This is a genomic window from Psychroserpens sp. AS72, assembly GCF_038900375.1.
GTDB lineage: Bacteria > Bacteroidota > Bacteroidia > Flavobacteriales > Flavobacteriaceae > Psychroserpens.
Window position 1 is genome coordinate 91,693 of sequence record NZ_JBBMRC010000006.1, and the last position, 16,175, is coordinate 107,867.

14 protein-coding genes and 2 riboswitches are annotated in these 16,175 nt (G+C 33.5%); of the genes, 11 read left to right on the forward strand and 3 right to left on the reverse strand.

The window, feature by feature from the left end:
* Window positions 1–24 precede the first annotated feature (24 nt).
* Complete coding sequence (locus WNY78_RS12485; RefSeq protein ID WP_342873540.1) at window positions 25–885, forward strand: GLPGLI family protein; 861 nt, start codon at window positions 25–27, stop codon at window positions 883–885.
* Window positions 886–961: 76 nt separating this feature from the next.
* Here WNY78_RS12485 and WNY78_RS12490 read toward each other — a convergent pair whose 3' ends face one another.
* From WNY78_RS12490 to metK, 3 genes are all read right to left on the reverse strand, one after another.
* The gene (locus tag WNY78_RS12490) at window positions 962–2,776 is read right to left on the reverse strand and encodes a carboxypeptidase-like regulatory domain-containing protein (protein ID WP_342873541.1); all 1,815 of its coding nucleotides are present in this window, start codon (window positions 2,774–2,776) and stop codon (window positions 962–964) included.
* 82 nt (window positions 2,777–2,858) lie between these two features.
* Complete coding sequence (locus WNY78_RS12495) at window positions 2,859–3,653, reverse strand: hypothetical protein (RefSeq protein ID WP_342873542.1); 795 nt, start codon at window positions 3,651–3,653, stop codon at window positions 2,859–2,861.
* Window positions 3,654–3,747: 94 nt separating this feature from the next.
* Entirely contained in the window at window positions 3,748–5,001 is a 1,254-nt protein-coding gene (gene metK, locus WNY78_RS12500) for a methionine adenosyltransferase (protein WP_342873543.1), read from the reverse strand.
* A 404-nt stretch (window positions 5,002–5,405) separates the two neighbouring features.
* A riboswitch (SAM riboswitch) is annotated at window positions 5,406–5,529 on the forward strand.
* Window positions 5,530–5,649: 120 nt separating this feature from the next.
* On the opposite strand from metK, the gene WNY78_RS12505 reads away from it, so the two are divergent.
* The 10 genes from WNY78_RS12505 (at window position 5,650) to metF (ending at window position 16,163) form a co-directional block, all read left to right on the forward strand.
* Window positions 5,650–6,942 (forward strand): O-acetylhomoserine aminocarboxypropyltransferase/cysteine synthase family protein, encoded by a 1,293-nt coding sequence (locus WNY78_RS12505; protein WP_342873544.1) that lies wholly within the window; start codon window positions 5,650–5,652, stop codon window positions 6,940–6,942.
* A gap of 29 nt (window positions 6,943–6,971) precedes the next feature.
* Window positions 6,972–7,424 carry an OsmC family protein gene (locus tag WNY78_RS12510; RefSeq protein WP_342873545.1) on the forward strand — a complete coding sequence of 151 codons (453 nt, stop codon included), beginning with the start codon at window positions 6,972–6,974 and terminating at the stop codon, window positions 7,422–7,424.
* Window positions 7,425–8,447 (forward strand): alpha/beta fold hydrolase, encoded by a 1,023-nt coding sequence (locus WNY78_RS12515; RefSeq protein WP_342873546.1) that lies wholly within the window; start codon window positions 7,425–7,427, stop codon window positions 8,445–8,447.
* A gap of 3 nt (window positions 8,448–8,450) precedes the next feature.
* Window positions 8,451–9,611, forward strand: coding sequence for an O-succinylhomoserine sulfhydrylase (locus WNY78_RS12520; protein WP_342873547.1), 1,161 nt, complete (start codon window positions 8,451–8,453; stop codon window positions 9,609–9,611).
* 26 nt (window positions 9,612–9,637) lie between these two features.
* Window positions 9,638–10,048, forward strand: a complete 411-nt coding sequence (locus WNY78_RS12525) for an Rrf2 family transcriptional regulator (RefSeq protein ID WP_342873548.1) — start codon at window positions 9,638–9,640, stop codon at window positions 10,046–10,048.
* A gap of 129 nt (window positions 10,049–10,177) precedes the next feature.
* On the forward strand, window positions 10,178–10,438 hold the full coding sequence (locus WNY78_RS12530) for a DUF2061 domain-containing protein (RefSeq protein ID WP_342873549.1): 261 nt from the start codon (window positions 10,178–10,180) through the stop codon (window positions 10,436–10,438).
* A complete protein-coding gene (locus WNY78_RS12535; RefSeq protein ID WP_342873550.1) occupies window positions 10,435–11,055 on the forward strand; it encodes a phosphoadenosine phosphosulfate reductase family protein in 621 nt (206 codons plus the stop codon). The genes WNY78_RS12530 and WNY78_RS12535 overlap by 4 nt, the downstream gene beginning before the upstream one ends.
* A gap of 82 nt (window positions 11,056–11,137) precedes the next feature.
* Window positions 11,138–11,257: riboswitch (SAM riboswitch) on the forward strand.
* A gap of 53 nt (window positions 11,258–11,310) precedes the next feature.
* Window positions 11,311–12,312: a homocysteine S-methyltransferase family protein gene (locus WNY78_RS12540; RefSeq protein ID WP_342873551.1), complete on the forward strand. Its 1,002-nt coding sequence runs from the start codon at window positions 11,311–11,313 to the stop codon at window positions 12,310–12,312.
* A complete protein-coding gene (gene metH, locus WNY78_RS12545) occupies window positions 12,312–15,032 on the forward strand; it encodes a methionine synthase (RefSeq protein ID WP_342873552.1) in 2,721 nt (906 codons plus the stop codon). The genes WNY78_RS12540 and metH overlap by 1 nt, the downstream gene beginning before the upstream one ends.
* A 174-nt stretch (window positions 15,033–15,206) precedes the next feature.
* Entirely contained in the window at window positions 15,207–16,163 is a 957-nt protein-coding gene (gene metF / locus WNY78_RS12550) for a methylenetetrahydrofolate reductase [NAD(P)H] (RefSeq protein ID WP_342873553.1), read from the forward strand.
* The last annotated feature ends 12 nt before the right edge of the window (window positions 16,164–16,175 follow it).

Below are 16,175 nucleotides of genomic sequence, written 5' to 3' on the forward strand. Positions count from 1 at the left end.
TTGTTAAACAAAATATTTATTAATATGAAAACGATTTTCACTACATTCTCTTTGTTATTATTTATGGGATTAATACTCATTAGTCCAAAAAAAAAAACAAATAAAATAGAAACACAAGACACTAAAGAATTTCAAGGTCAAGCAACTTACATGTCAAAATCCTCTTTAGATCTAGGAAGTTGGGGAGCAAGAATGAGTGAAGAACAAAAAAAGGCAGTTAAGGCACGATTAAAAAATAGACTAGAAAAAACATACACACTTAACTTCAATAAAACAGAATCTTACTTCACAGAAAATGATATGTTAGATGCCATGTCTGGAGCAACAGATTCTTGGGGAAAAAACTTTGCAGCAGGAGATCAATACAAAAATGTAAAGACCAATACACAAATTCAAGATCAAGAATTCTATGGGAAACGCTTTCTAGTAAAAGATAGTCTTCAATCCATAAATTGGAAATTAGGAAGCGAAAGCAAACAAATAGGCAACTATATGTGTTTTAAAGCTACAGCATCTATACCAACAGAGGAGTTGACATGGTATTCGTTTTCTTGGGGAAAATTAGCACCTAGTGCTCCAGAAACAGAAAGAGGAGAAACAACAGAGCCACAAATTGATGTGACCGAAGTAGAAGCATGGTATTCTCCACAAATCCCTGTTAGTCATGGGCCATCAGAATATTGGGGACTTCCAGGTTTGATCCTAGAAGTAAGTGCAGGAGATACCACGATGCTATGCTCTAAATTGGTTCTTAATCTAGATGAAACTATACAAATTGAAGCGCCAAGCAAAGGAAAAGAAGTTAATAAGAAAGAGTATCAAGAAACCATAGTTGAGAAAATGAAAGAGTTTAGGTCTCAACGTATGGGTGGACGACGAGGATAATTTATTTATCCAATTTCTCAAGCACAAAAAAAGCCTCCTCAATTATTGAGGAGGCTTTTTTATTTAAATACTGTTTTTAATAATCTCTTAAAGCATGAATTGTACCTGTAATTGTGTGTTCTACCAAATTTTCATCTAAATAAGTGCCACTAAAAGTTAAATCTATGTAGTCTCCAACATTTCCAATTTCAGAAATGTTTAGAGTAATAGAAGTGTCACTTCCAGTTGAATTTGGTCCAGTTGCATTTGTTTCATCCTGAAAACTAAAAAAAGTATTATTTGATGGTGGATACACACCAATTGTTACTGGTGCTCCACCTTCGTTTGAAATTCCAATACTTAATTGGTTATATACGGTTCCATTATTGTCATAATAAGAAATCCCTAAATAAGATTCTCCATCAAGTCCAGCTTGGATTCCAAAGGCATTAGTAAAAGAGTCTCCACCATCAACTTGATAGGTTACAAACTCTTCAATAGAATTGCAAGAAGCAATAGTGCCTACATTTGTTATAGGAGATGTATAAGTGAAACTAATAGAATCTGTTTCTTGAACATTAACATAATCTACTGCGTATAGTTTAAAGATGTTTGAACTAGAACTGCATCTTAAAGTAGACAATTCAAATTCACCATCCTCAACAAAATCAATATCTAGCAAGTTGTCGAAATTGTTAGTAAGTCTCACATAGCCCTCAGAAATTGGATTTTCATTACAATCTGTAAAATTACCAATGACAGTTTCTGTTATCCACTCACCACTCACATTAGTAATTACTATTTCTATGTTAGAGTCGGATGCGAAAGGGCCAACTGTTCCATCGTAGAGACTGCCTGTGCAGGCATCACTGCCAGTTTCATAGATGATTAATCCTAAACTCTCATTGCTAGGTACTAATCCACAAACGACACCGCTTCCATTTGTATTGCCTCCTCTCGATCCATATAAAGTACTGGTGATTTGCGCATTTAAGTTAGATAAGGTGTTACCATTTTCGTCTGTAACAGTAATACATAAATTTACAGCTTCAGCCGGAATATCACAATTCCAAAACGAAAAGTGAGACACTGTTCCAACATAAGCATTACCGACTAAAGTGGCTGTACCATCTTCAATCCAATAGCCATTCACTTCATCAAAATACCAAAGTGGTATTGAGCTTGGCGCAGTTGCCATTAAACTGGCATCTAAAGGCATTGTGATTTCTGCTGTAGAGCCTTCGGCTAAATTTAAATCTTCTCCATTTTCGCCTCTTAACTCAACAGCTAGCATGCCATAAGTTTGGAGCATACGTGCTTCATTTTGAGCATTGGCAGCATAGAGCATTCCAGGCATTTGGTCTGCCATGTTCTCATCTGCTGGATCTAAATGATGCATAATAACATTCACATTTCCGGAGTACGTAGAGCCATCTGGTTTTATGTAATTTCCATCAAGAGCAACAGATGCTCCATTTTGTAACGTAATAGTGTCTTCTGTTCCGCTTGAGGTTGTACCAACTATGGTTTCGGCTAACATGGTAATACGAACTTTATTAGTGCCTTCACTTGGCACAACAGCTCTAGAAGCATGGATGAAGCCAGCTTTTTCAGCTTTTACATATCCGAAGCGTTGATTAACAGTAGCATTATTGATGATGAATACACCATTGGCATCTGTTGAAGCAACAGAACTTCCAATGCTAATTGTTACATTTTCAATTGGATTATTGTTGCTATCAACTACAGTTCCTAAAAATGTTCTAGTAATTACGCTTCCAAAATTTTGAGCAAATGCTATTGGATCAGGATCCTGATCTTGATTTTGAGGTGTATTTAGGTTGTCATCATTGTTGCAAGAGAATAAACAAAGTAAAAACGATGTAATAAAAAAAATTTTTGTGATTTTCATATCTGATTGATTTTTTTGAGTTCTATTATAAAGATGTAAGAACTCTAAAATGGTTGCGTCAAAAGATTGTAAAATATTGATTTTAAGATTTATTCATTACAAAAGTCCCAGTGCCTCTTGAGACTAAACGTGGTATAAATCCTTTAAAGTACAATGCTTTTGATTTGAATTTCCAAGTGCCACTAATAATTTGTTTATTTCTAGAAAACTGACCATTGTAAACTAAAGTAGGATGCTTTTTGTTGGTGTCAACAAAGTGTTTTCCTGTGTCATCTATTGTTGCTGAAATTGGCATGTTTTTAGTAAAATAAATAGTGTCGTTGTCAAATTTCCCTTTAATGATTCCTGTTCCTGGAGTGCCTCCAGTTGATAAATCGTCTTTTACCGTTCCAGTAAACGTGTTGCCTTTTACTTTGTTAAATGTAATACTGAATTCTACATCAATCATTCTATCATCTATAAACTCATCTGGTATCGCATATTGATAAGAGCCATTCCAGTTGCCTTTGATGTTAATCTCGCCTTCTTCTGTCATAGGTTTTAGAAGTGCTGTATCTAGTGTTACAGGAACATCAGAAAACGATATAATTTTCTCACCATAAGCAAGGTCTTCTAGCATGTCTAAAATGATTTCATCTAAATCTTTGGGTACATTGCCTTTAGGATATGCTTTAGCAACTGTATGTATATAATCTTCAACTGTTAGTTGTCCAAGTGCTTCTAAATATATTTTTTGAGGCCAAGGATCCATGGTTATCACTCGCGGACTTTTACTATCAGCAACTCTAATCATTTCACTAGACATCCAATCCCATGCTTCGGTTCTATGGAAATATAGGTTTTTGTATTCTGAAGATTTTAGGGTTTTGAATTTCATATTGAAGATTTTTACCAATATAAGAACTCTCTATAAAACAAAAAACCTCTGAATTCGAATTCAGAGGTTTTCATATTGTTATTTTGAAAGTGTATTAAATATCAAAAGCACTTTTCACTTTATCTACATAATCCAATTTCTCCCATGTAAATAATTCTACATCAAGAGTTAAATCATCACCATTTGGTTGAGAAAATGTTTTACTAACCGTTTCTGGCTGTCTTCCCATGTGTCCATAAGCTGCTGTTTCGCTATACATTGGCTGACGTAATTTTAAACGTTCTTCAATGGCAGCTGGACGCATATCAAAAATACCTTTGATTTTTGAAGCAATCTCACCATCGGTGATGTTAAATGGGCAGGTACCATACGTGTCTACATAAATAGACGTAGGTTCAACAACACCAATCGCATAACTTACTTGAACTAATATTTCATCACAAACTCCAGCAGCAACCATATTTTTTGCAATATGTCTTGTTGCATAAGCAGCACTTCTATCTACTTTACTTGGATCTTTCCCTGAGAAGGCTCCACCACCATGACCACCTTTTCCGCCATAGGTATCAACTATAATTTTACGTCCTGTTAATCCAGTGTCTCCATGAGGTCCTCCAATAACGAATTTCCCTGTTGGATTTATATGATACGTGATTTGATCGTTAAATAATACTTGGATATGCTCAGGTAATTTAGCCACCACTCTTGGTATTAAGATATCAACAATATCTTTTCTAATTTTAGCAAGCATCGTTTCATCTTCTCCAAAATCATCATGCTGAGTTGAAACAACAATAGCATCAATACGTTGAGGTACATTATCATCACTATATTCAATAGTCACCTGACTTTTAGAGTCTGGACGTAAATAGGTAATGTCTTTGTTTTCGCGTCTTAAATCGGCTAATTCTTTTAAGATTCTGTGAGATAAATCTAATGCTAAAGGCATGTAGTTTTCGGTTTCGCTAGTTGCGTAACCAAACATCATTCCTTGATCTCCTGCACCTTGTTCTTCTTTAGTTGCACGATCAACACCACGATTGATATCGTCAGATTGTTCATGAATTGCAGAAAACACACCACATGAATTTCCGTCAAACATATACTCACTTTTTGTGTAGCCAATTTTGTTTATCGTATCACGTGCAATTTTTTGAACGTCTAAATACGTGTTAGATTTTACTTCTCCTGCTAAAACAACTTGACCTGTAGTCACTAAGGTTTCGCAAGCAACTTTTGATTCGCTATCAAAAGCTAAAAAATGATCAATTAACGCATCGCTAATTTGATCTGCTACTTTATCTGGATGGCCTTCAGAAACACTTTCCGAAGTAAATAAATATGACATATGATCTCTTTAATTAATTGAATGAAAAATAAATTGAGATTGCTTGGTCGCTAGAGAAGTCTTAAACTAACTGCTTTAGCATTTTTTTAAAGAGGTTGCAATCAGAACAAATTTTTCCTCGTTTGTATTGGCAGCAAAAGTACTCATAATATTGAAACTAGAAAAGAATGTTCAGTAAATATGATAGATGTATCAAATTAAGAATTTACTTGAAGTTTTTAAATTTCCGAATAGAATGAATTAATAAGTGAGAATAACAGAATAATTTTCCGTTTAAATGAAAATATAGTAATTTTTTAGAAAAATATTCCGTTTTACTTGTTTGTCAAATTTATATTTTGCAATATTTGTGCTCACAAAGTTCAAACACTTACTGAAAGGGTAATTTTTAAAATTTCCCGAAAATGTTATCAAGAAAGGTGGAGAGATAGACTCGTTGAAACCTTAGCAACCCTTAGACTTACTAAGAAGGTGCTAAATTCTACTTGAAAATGCAAGTCATTTTTTGCAATTTCGGATAGATAACTAAAGACTAATTACTCATTTGTAATTAGCAGTTTCTTTTTAACATTTTTCTATTAAGTACGCTTCTAACGAGGCTTATTTGGCTTTTGGTTTAATCATTAATTAACTCAAAAACTTAGAAAAATGAGTACACAAAAATTCGCAACAAAAGCGTTGCACGCAGGACATGACGTAAGTCAAACAGGAGGAACAAGGGCTGTTCCTATTTACCAAACTACAGCTTATGTATTTGATGATTCAGATGATGCAGCTGGACGTTTCAATTTATCGGTTCCAGGATTTATTTATACACGTTTAAATAATCCTACCAACGACATTTTAGAGCAACGAATTGCTGCTTTAGAAGGCGGAATTGCAGCTGTAGCTACAGCATCTGGAACCGCAGCAATTTCAACAACACTCTTAACACTTTTAAAAGCTGGAGACCATATCGTAGCATCAAGCAGTTTGTATGGTGGAACTTATAATTTATTGAGCGTTACTTTGCCAAGACATGGGATTACAACAACGTTTGTAGATCCTTCAGATCCTGAAAATTTTAATAAGGCATCTCAAGAAAATACAAGAGCCTTTTTTGTTGAATCTTTAGGGAATCCAAAATTAGATGTTTTGGATATTGAAGCCATTTCTAAACAAGCCAAAGCGCATAAAGTGCCTTTTATTGTTGATAATACGGTAGCGACACCTTATCTATTAAATCCAATTGAATATGGAGCAAACATCGTCATCCATTCTTTGACAAAGTATATCAACGGAAACGGAACATCACTTGGAGGTATCATCGTTGATGCAGGAACTTTTGATTGGACCAACGGAAAATTCCCAGAATTCACAGAACCTTCTGCTGGATATCATGGTTTAGTCTATAGTGAAGCTATAGGAGCTGCCGCTTTTATTGCAAAAATTAGAATTGAAGGTCTTCGTGACTATGGTGGAGCTTTGAGTCCGTTTAATGCGTTTCAAATTATTCAAGGATTAGAAACTTTAGAGTTACGTATTTTAAAACACAGTGAGAATGCGCTCGAATTAGCAACATGGTTAGAACAACAACCAGAAGTCAATTGGGTGAATTATCCAGGATTAGAATCCAGTAAATATAGAGATTTAGCAAAAAAATATTTGCCAGAAGGACAAAGTGGTATCGTAACATTTGGTGTTGAAGGTGGTTATGAATCTGCGAAAAAAATAGCAGATACAACAAAACTATTTTCACTCTTAGCCAATATTGGAGATACAAAATCTTTAATTATTCATCCTGCGAGTACAACGCATCAACAATTGAGTGATGAAGCTCAAGAAACAACTGGTGTAACAAAAGATTTGATTCGTTTATCTGTTGGTATCGAAAATATTGAAGACTTAAAAGCCGATTTAAAAGAAGCTTTTGCAGTAGTTAAACAAACTGTATTATCCTAAAACGTAATTAATCTCTAAAAAAACAAAAAATGAGTGATTTAAAATTCACAGTAAAAGGAGAAAGTACTTCTGCAACTCAATTTATAGGTAAAGCAAGACATTTTCAATTAATTATTGATGAGCCTGAAGATTTAAATGGTACAGATGAAGATGCAAATCCTGTAGAATACATTCTAGCAGGTTTTGCTGGTTGTGTTAATGTTGTTGGACATTTAGTAGCCAAGGAATTAGGCTTTACAATCAAAAATCTAAAAATTGAAGTCTCTGGAAATATCAATCCAGATCGCTTTTTAGGTGCATCAGATAAAGAGCGTGCTGGTTTTAAAAGTATTCAATTAAGTCTTATTCCTGAGACTGATGCCTCGATAGAAACATTAGTAAAATGGTTAGAAATAGTTGAAGCACGATGTCCAGTAAAAGATAATTTGACCAACAAAACACCCATTAAAATTTCTGTAGAAAAAGAATTTAATTTACCTTAAATGAAAGATTTACAATACATAAATATTTCAAAATTTAGTATCCAAAATGGTAAGACAGTTGATATACAGCTGTCTTACCAAACTTTTGGTCAGCCTCTAGGCGATGCTCCAATAGTGTTAGTAAATCATGCACTTACGGGTAATTCTACTATCTGCGGAAATGAGGGTTGGTGGAATGATTTGATAGGTGAAAACAAATGTATTGATACAAACTTTTATACGGTTTTAGCCTTTAATATTCCAGGGAATGGATTTGATAATAAAGAAGAAAATCTAATAAAAAACTATAAAGATTTTACTGCGAGAACAATTGCTGAAATTTTTTCTGAAGGACTAAAAGAATTAAACATAAATGAGCTTTTTGCGGTTATTGGAGGATCTGTAGGTGGTGGAATTGCATGGGAATTGGCAGCACTGCAACCAGATTTGATAGATCACCTTATTCCTATTGCTACAGATTGGAAATCAACAGATTGGTTAATTGCAAATTGTCACATCCAAGATGCTATTTTAAATAACTCTTGTAAACCTTTAGAAGATGCACGAATGCACGCGATGACATTATATCGCTCACCAGAATCATTAACGAGTAAGTTTAAGCGTACTACAAAAACGAATTCGCTTTTTAATGTAGAGAGTTGGCTAAATTATCATGGAGATGCTTTGAATACACGTTTTAATCTTTCAGCATATAAATTAATGAATCAAATATTGAGAACTATTGATATCACAAGAGATAGACATTCGTTTAATGAAGTGGTGTCAAAAATCAAGTCAAATATTCATATTGTGACTATTAATAGTGATCTCTTTTTTAAGGCTGAAGAAAACTGGGAAACCTATGTGGATTTAAAATTGATCAAAGAGAATGTTTGTATTTATGAAATTAAATCACTTCATGGTCATGATGCGTTTTTAATAGAATTTGCACAATTATCTAAATTTTTAACACCCATTTTTGAAGGTCGAAAAGACAATAAATATTTTGAATTAGATTGCTATAAAAAGCGCATAACTGCATAACATATGAGTCATTTTGAAACAGATGCGATAAGAACACAAACAGAGCGTTCTCAGTTTTTAGAACACTCTACGCCTTTATACTTAACATCAAGTTTTGTTTTTGAAGATGCCGAAGATATGAGAGCATCGTTTTCCGAAGAAAAAGAGCGTAACATTTATAGCAGATTTACAAATCCAAACACTTCTGAATTTATAGAGAAAATTTGTAAAATGGAAGGTGCCGAAGCTGGTTATGCATTTGCAACAGGTATGTCTGCCGTATTTTCAACTTTTGCTGCTTTGTTAAACGCAGGCGATCATATTGTATCGTCGAGAAGTATTTTTGGATCTACGCATGGTTTATTTACTAAGTTTTTACCAAAATGGAATATAGAAACCAGCTATTTTAATGTTAATGATTTAAATGTAATTGAGAATTTAATTCAGCCAAATACGAAAATCTTATATGCTGAAAGTCCTACAAATCCTGCAGTTGATATTCTCGATTTAGAACAACTAGGTCAAATCGCTAAAAAACACAATATTTTATTAGTTATAGATAATTGTTTTGCGACGCCATATTTACAAAATCCAATTGAGTTTGGTGCAGATTTAGTGATTCATTCGGCAACAAAATTAATTGATGGTCAAGGTCGAGTTTTAGGAGGTGTCACAGTTGGGCAAAAAGATTTGATTAGAGAAATATATCTATTTTCTAGAAATACTGGTCCAGCTTTATCGCCATTTAATGCTTGGATTTTGTCTAAAAGTTTAGAAACCTTAGCAGTTCGAGTTGATAAACATTGTGAAAATGCTTTGAAGGTTGCTGAGTTTTTAGAAAACCATTCAAAAATAAGTTTGGTAAAATATCCATTTTTAAAATCGCATCCGCAATATGAGATTGCTAAAAAACAAATGAAATTAGGAGGTAATGTTGTTGCGTTTGAGGTTAAAGGAGGTGTAGAAGCTGGTCGACTTTTTTTAAATAAGATTAAATTATGTTCATTGTCTGCAAATTTAGGAGACACAAGAACTATTGTCACTCATCCAGCATCAACTACACACGCTAAACTTTCCGAAGAAGATAGGTTAGACGTTGGTATAACTGGTGGATTGGTTCGAATTTCGGTTGGATTAGAAAATGTTGAAGATGTTATTAAGGATTTAAAACAAGCTCTAGAGTAATAGTATAAAGAAGTATCTTTGCTTTCATGTTATCAAAGAAAACAAAATACGGTATCAAAGCTCTCACTTATCTGGCAAGACAAGACAGTAGGATTCCTGTTTCAATTGCAACCATATCTAAAAGTGAAAATATTTCAGTCAAATTTTTAGAAAGTATTTTGTTAACACTCAAAAGGAATGGCATTTTAGGATCTAAAAAAGGCCTTGGAGGAGGATATTATTTAATTAAGAATCCTAAGGATGTTCCAATGACGACTGTCATGAGAATTTTAGAAGGTCCAATTGCAATGGTACCATGTGTGAGTTTAAATTATTATGAAAAATGTGATGACTGTCCGGATGAAGATACATGTGCTGTTCATAGATTAATGATTCAAGTGAGAGATAATACACTTGAAGTATTTAGAAATACAACATTAGCTGATCTGTCCAAATAGAATATTCTCAATAAGTATTCAATATTTTTATCAAATTCACCAATGATTTTTAATAAATATAGCATAGGTTTGTAATACTATCCTAGTAGTCCGATAGGATAACAGAAAATAAATTTAATAATTTAAAAAATGAATACAGTTTTGAGTCAAAATGATGCTATAAAAACAGAAGATATATCATTAGTTCAAGCTGGTGAAAAAGTAAAAAGAACACTTGTGAAAACAATAAGTTGGAGAGTTTTAGGTACTGTAGCTACAATTGTAATCTCTTATGCCATAACAGGAACCTTAGCCTTAGCCTTTTCTATTGGATTTATAGAACTAATTTCAAAATTAGTACTGTATTACTTTCATGAGCGTACTTGGAATAAAATAAAATGGGGAAGATGATAAATATTGATATAGAAAAATATAATAAAGCGCTTAGATATAAAACACCAGATGAAATTATAAAATGGGCTTTAACTTTATCAAAAAACAGAATTGTTACAACAAGTTTTGGTGTGTATTCATCCATATTGTTAAGTACAATGTCTAAACATGATAAAGATATTAAAGTGGTATGGTGTGACACCTTATTTAACGAGCCTAGTACATATAAACATGCCGCAGATTTGATTGAAAATTATCATCTAAAAATTAATAAATATCATTCTCTAAAAACTAAAGAAGATATAGTTGCAACTATCGGTTTGCCAAGTTTAGAGGATGATAATCATGCTGAGTTTTCTGAAATCGTAAAACTAGAACCTTTTAGAAGAGCATTACAAGAACTTCAACCCGATTTATGGTTTACAAATATTAGAGTACGCCAAACAGAATTAAGAAATAAAAAAGACATTTTAAGCTATAGTAAAGATGGTATCCTAAAAATAAGTCCGTTTTATTATTGGACAGATACAGACTTAGATGCCTATTTGGTAGAACATAATTTACCTAAAAATCATGGATATTTTGATCCCATAAAAGCATTACAAAATCGTGAATGTGGAATACACCTTCAATGATTTAATGAGGTTAATAGGTATTTAATTTTCATATTAAATATTTATTACGTTAATTTACAATATAGTTCATATTATTATTGATTTGTTATCATGAAAGGCAGAGGGATTAGACCCATTGAAGCCTTAGCAACCCTTTATCTTAAAGAAGGTGCTAAATTCTACCAAGTTTTGATTTTATTCAAAATTTTTGGACAGATAAACAACATAAAAGTAATTCCTCTTACTTTCTTGATGACATATTATAAATTTTTATAGATGTCAGATATTTTACAAGCTTTACAAAAAAGAATTTTAGTACTCGATGGTGCCATGGGAACCATGTTGCAACGTTATAATTTTTCCGAAGAAGATTTTAGAGGAGAACGTTTTAAAGATTACCCAACGTCACTAAAAGGAAATAACGATTTATTATCCTTAACGCAACCGCAAGCTATTGCAGATATTCATAAACTCTATTTTGAAGCTGGAGCAGATATTGTAGAAACCAATACCTTTTCTGGTACAACAATCGCTATGGCAGATTATGACATGGAAGATTTGGTCTACGAACTAAATTATGAGTCTGCAAAAATTGCTAAGAAAGTTGCTAATGAATTTACAAAAGCAAATCCAAATAAACCTCGATTTGTAGCTGGTAGTATTGGTCCAACTAATAAAACTGCAAGCATGTCGCCAGATGTTAATAAACCAGAATACAGAGCCATCACATTTGATGAATTAAGAATAGCCTACAAACTACAAGTTGAAGCGTTAATTGATGGTGGAGTTGATGTGCTTTTAGTCGAAACTATTTTTGATACGCTCAATGCTAAAGCAGCATTATTTGCCATAGAAGAAGTTAAAGAAGAACGTCAAATTGACATCCCAATTATGGTGTCTGGTACAATTACAGATGCTTCTGGACGAACATTATCTGGTCAAACCGTAGAAGCATTTTTAACATCCATTTCTCATATTCCTTTATTAAGTGTTGGTTTTAATTGTGCCTTAGGAGCAGAACAACTCAAACCGTATTTACAACGCTTATCTCATGAAACTGAGTTTTATACATCTGCTCATCCAAATGCTGGATTACCAAATGCTTTTGGAGAATATGACCAATCAGCAAAACAGATGCAAGCATTAATTGAAGACTATTTAAAAGACGGATTAATCAATATTATTGGTGGCTGCTGCGGAACAAATCCAGAGCATATAAAAGCTATTGCAGATGTAGCTCAAAATTATCAACCAAGACAAATTAAAGAACTCGCATAATGGCAGACAGTGACTGTAGAAAATATTTAACCTTATCAGGATTAGAACCGCTAGTTGTAACTCCAGAAAGTAACTTCATAAACGTTGGAGAACGAACTAACGTTACAGGTTCTAGAAAATTTCTAAGATTAATAAAAGAAGAAAAGTATGACGAAGCCTTAAGCGTAGCTAGAGATCAAGTTGAAGGTGGTGCGCAAATTCTGGATGTGAATATGGATGAAGGCATGCTTGATGGAAAATATGCCATGGTCAAGTTCTTAAACCTTATTGCTTCTGAGCCAGATATTGCTCGTATTCCGTTGATGATTGATAGTTCTAAATGGGAAATCATTGAAGCAGGATTGCAAGTGGCTCAAGGTAAATGTGTCGTCAATTCCATTAGTTTAAAAGAAGGTGAAGCAGAATTTAAGCGTCAAGCAAAACTGGTAAAACGTTATGGAGCTGCAGTAATTGTGATGGCTTTTGATGAGGTTGGGCAAGCAGATACTTATGATAGAAGAATACAGATTTGCAAACGTTCGTATGATATTTTGGTCAACGAAGTCAACTTCCCAGCACAAGATATTATTTTTGATCCTAATATTTTTCCCGTCGCAACAGGTATGGACGAGCATCGTTTAAATGCTCTAGATTTTTTCAATGCTACAAAATGGATTAGAGAAAACTTGCCCTATGCAAATGTCTCAGGAGGTGTGAGTAATGTGTCTTTTTCTTTCCGCGGAAATAATACAGTTCGGGAAGCTATCAACTCTGCATTTTTATATCACGCTATTCAACATGGGATGACTTTAGGTATTGTGAATCCAACTATGTTAGAGATTTATGATGAAATTCCGAAGGATTTATTACAATGCGTTGAAGACGTATTGTTTAATAAAAGTGATGATGCAACAGAGCGTCTTTTAGATTTTGCAGAAACCGTAAAAGGAGATAAAAAACAAGATGTTACTAAAGTTTTAGAATGGCGAAGCGAATCCTTACAAGATAGAATTACCCATAGTCTTGTTAAAGGAATTGATGCTTTTATTATCGAAGATACAGAAGAGGCAAGATTAGCAGCAGATAAACCAATTCATGTTATTGAAGGTCATTTAATGATTGGGATGAACGTAGTTGGAGATCTCTTCGGAAGCGGAAAAATGTTTTTACCACAAGTAGTGAAATCTGCTCGTGTCATGAAAAAAGCAGTAGCGTATTTACAACCTTTCATTGAAGCAGAAAAAGACGGTAAACAAGAATTTGCAGGACGTATTTTAATGGCTACGGTTAAAGGTGATGTTCATGATATTGGTAAAAATATTGTGAGTGTCGTTTTGGGATGCAATAACTACGAAATTATAGATCTAGGAGTTATGGTGCCACCAGAAAAAATCATCGAAACTGCCATTAGAGAAAATGTAGATGTAATTGGATTAAGCGGATTAATCACGCCATCACTTGATGAAATGGTATATGTCTCTCAAGAAATGGAAAAGAAGAATTTAAACATTCCGTTAATTATTGGAGGCGCAACAACATCTCGTGCGCACACGTCTGTGAAAATTGCACCAAAATATAATCATACAGTTGTGCATATTAATGATGCCTCTAGAGCAGTGACTGTTGTTGGTAATTTACTCCAAAAAGACAGCACAATTTATAAAGCACAAATACGAGAAGAGTACGATAAATTTAGAGCCCAGTTTTTAAAACGAGGTAAGCAGAAAAAATATCTTACGATTGAAGATGCTCGACAAAATAAATTTAAAATTGATTGGAGTACTTCGGAAATTGTAAAACCTAAACAGCTTGGGATTCAAATAATCGATGATTTTGATATCAAAACATTAGAACCTTTTATTGATTGGAGTCCGTTTTTTAGAAGTTGGGATCTCCACGGACGATATCCAGATATTCTAACAGATGATGTTGTTGGTTCACAAGCACAAGAGTTATTTAAAGACGCAAAAGAACTTTTAAAACGTGTTTTTGATGAGAAACTGTTGAAAGCAAAAGCCGTTTTTGGTTTATTTCCTGCAAATTCAGTTAATGATGATGATATTGAATTAGATATGTCTCAATGTCACACTGAGCGCAGTCGAAGTGTTTCTAAAAACAGAAACGAAACAATTACATTCCTAACCCTTCGTCAACAATTAAGTAAAAAAGAAGGTATTCCTAATCACGCTTTAGCAGATTTTGTGGCTCCAAAAGATTCTGGGATACAAGATTATATGGGTGCATTTTGTGTATCTACAGGATTCGGAACTGCAGAATTAGCCAAACAATTTGAAGCAGATCACGATGATTATAATTCAATCATGATTAAAGCTTTGGCAGATCGATTAGCAGAAGCTTTTGCAGAATATTTGCACAAAGAAGTAAGAACAAAACATTGGAGTTATGTTTCCGAAGAAAACTTAACTAATGATGAATTAATCAAAGAAAGTTATAAAGGGATTCGTCCTGCTCCAGGTTATCCTGCGTGTCCAGATCATTTAGAAAAGAAAACCATTTGGGACTTATTAAATGTTGAAGAAAACATAGGTGTGAAATTAACAGATAGTTTAGCCATGTGGCCAGCGGCAAGTGTAAGTGGCTATTATTTTGGAAATCTAGAAGCGAAGTATTTCGGACTAGGAAAAATCACAGAAGACCAATTAAAAGATTACGCAAAGCGACGACATATTAGTGAAGATGAAGCAAGAAAATGGCTTAATCCAAACCTAGCAGAAACTTAACAATTTCTTAGAATTAATAACATAAATAATAATAAACTAAGTAGTAATCTTGCACTTTAATTTTTAAAGCCAAGATTATGAAAAAATATAAAGAAGAAATAAGATTTGTGCTACAATTAATGCTGTTAACTACAGTGTCTTTATTAGCAACTTATTTCGTATCAAAATGATACTATGAAAGTAACAGACCATATAAAAAAAGCCAACGGAAAAACGTTGTTTTCTTTTGAAATGATACCACCAAAAAAAGGAAATAGCATCCAGGAATTGTATAATAATATTGATCCATTAATGGAATTTAAACCTCCATTTATTGATGTGACGACCTCTAGAGAGCAGTATGTTTATATAGATAAAGGCAATGGTTTGTTAGATAGAAAAATTACAAGAATGCGTCCTGGCACTGTTGGTATTTGTGCTGCAATTAAACATAAATATGATGTAGATACGGTTCCTCATGTGTTGTGTGGTGGTTTTTCTAAAGAAGAAACAGAATACTTGTTAGTAGATTGCCATTATCTAGGAATTGATAATGTGATGGCTTTAAGAGGTGATGCGATGAGTCATCAAAAATATTTTGAAGCTACAAATGGTGGTCATCAATATGCAAGTCAATTAGTTGGTCAAATCCAGAATTTAAACTGCGGAAAATATTTACACGATGTATTAGAGGCAGATCACAAGTCTGATTTTTGCATAGGTGTTGCAGGTTATCCAGAAAAACATATTGAAGCACCTTCACTGCAAACCGATTTAAAACGATTAAAAGAAAAAGTAGATGCTGGTGCAGATTATGTTGTTACCCAAATGTTTTTTGATAATTCTAAATATTTTGAGTTTGTAAAAGCTGCCAAAGATTACGGGATTAATGTGCCTATAATTCCAGGAATTAAACCAATTGCGGTAAAGCGTCATTTACAATTATTGCCTCAAGTATTTAAAATTGATTTACCAGAAATTTTAATTGATGACATAGAAAAATGTGACACCAATGCCAAAGTGAGACAAGTAGGGGTTGAGTGGGCAATTCAACAATCTAAAGAGTTGTTAGCAGCTAATGTGCCTGTATTACATTATTATTCTATGGGAAAGAGTACCAATATAAAAGAAATTGCTGAGCAGGTTTTTTAGGTAGAACCTAGA

What these genes read in the sequence shown, in the direction of transcription:
- WNY78_RS12485 (WP_342873540.1), top strand. Translation starts at nt 25, where the DNA reads ATGAAAACGATTTTCACTACATTCTCTTTGTTATTATTTATGGGATTA.
- WNY78_RS12490 (WP_342873541.1), bottom strand. Translation starts at nt 2,776, where the DNA reads ATGAAAATCACAAAAATTTTTTTTATTACATCGTTTTTACTTTGTTTA.
- WNY78_RS12495 (WP_342873542.1), bottom strand. Translation starts at nt 3,653, where the DNA reads ATGAAATTCAAAACCCTAAAATCTTCAGAATACAAAAACCTATATTTC.
- metK (WP_342873543.1), bottom strand. Translation starts at nt 5,001, where the DNA reads ATGTCATATTTATTTACTTCGGAAAGTGTTTCTGAAGGCCATCCAGAT.
- WNY78_RS12505 (WP_342873544.1), top strand. Translation starts at nt 5,650, where the DNA reads ATGAGTACACAAAAATTCGCAACAAAAGCGTTGCACGCAGGACATGAC.
- WNY78_RS12510 (WP_342873545.1), top strand. Translation starts at nt 6,972, where the DNA reads ATGAGTGATTTAAAATTCACAGTAAAAGGAGAAAGTACTTCTGCAACT.
- WNY78_RS12515 (WP_342873546.1), top strand. Translation starts at nt 7,425, where the DNA reads ATGAAAGATTTACAATACATAAATATTTCAAAATTTAGTATCCAAAAT.
- WNY78_RS12520 (WP_342873547.1), top strand. Translation starts at nt 8,451, where the DNA reads ATGAGTCATTTTGAAACAGATGCGATAAGAACACAAACAGAGCGTTCT.
- WNY78_RS12525 (WP_342873548.1), top strand. Translation starts at nt 9,638, where the DNA reads ATGTTATCAAAGAAAACAAAATACGGTATCAAAGCTCTCACTTATCTG.
- WNY78_RS12530 (WP_342873549.1), top strand. Translation starts at nt 10,178, where the DNA reads ATGAATACAGTTTTGAGTCAAAATGATGCTATAAAAACAGAAGATATA.
- WNY78_RS12535 (WP_342873550.1), top strand. Translation starts at nt 10,435, where the DNA reads ATGATAAATATTGATATAGAAAAATATAATAAAGCGCTTAGATATAAA.
- WNY78_RS12540 (WP_342873551.1), top strand. Translation starts at nt 11,311, where the DNA reads ATGTCAGATATTTTACAAGCTTTACAAAAAAGAATTTTAGTACTCGAT.
- metH (WP_342873552.1), top strand. Translation starts at nt 12,312, where the DNA reads ATGGCAGACAGTGACTGTAGAAAATATTTAACCTTATCAGGATTAGAA.
- metF (WP_342873553.1), top strand. Translation starts at nt 15,207, where the DNA reads ATGAAAGTAACAGACCATATAAAAAAAGCCAACGGAAAAACGTTGTTT.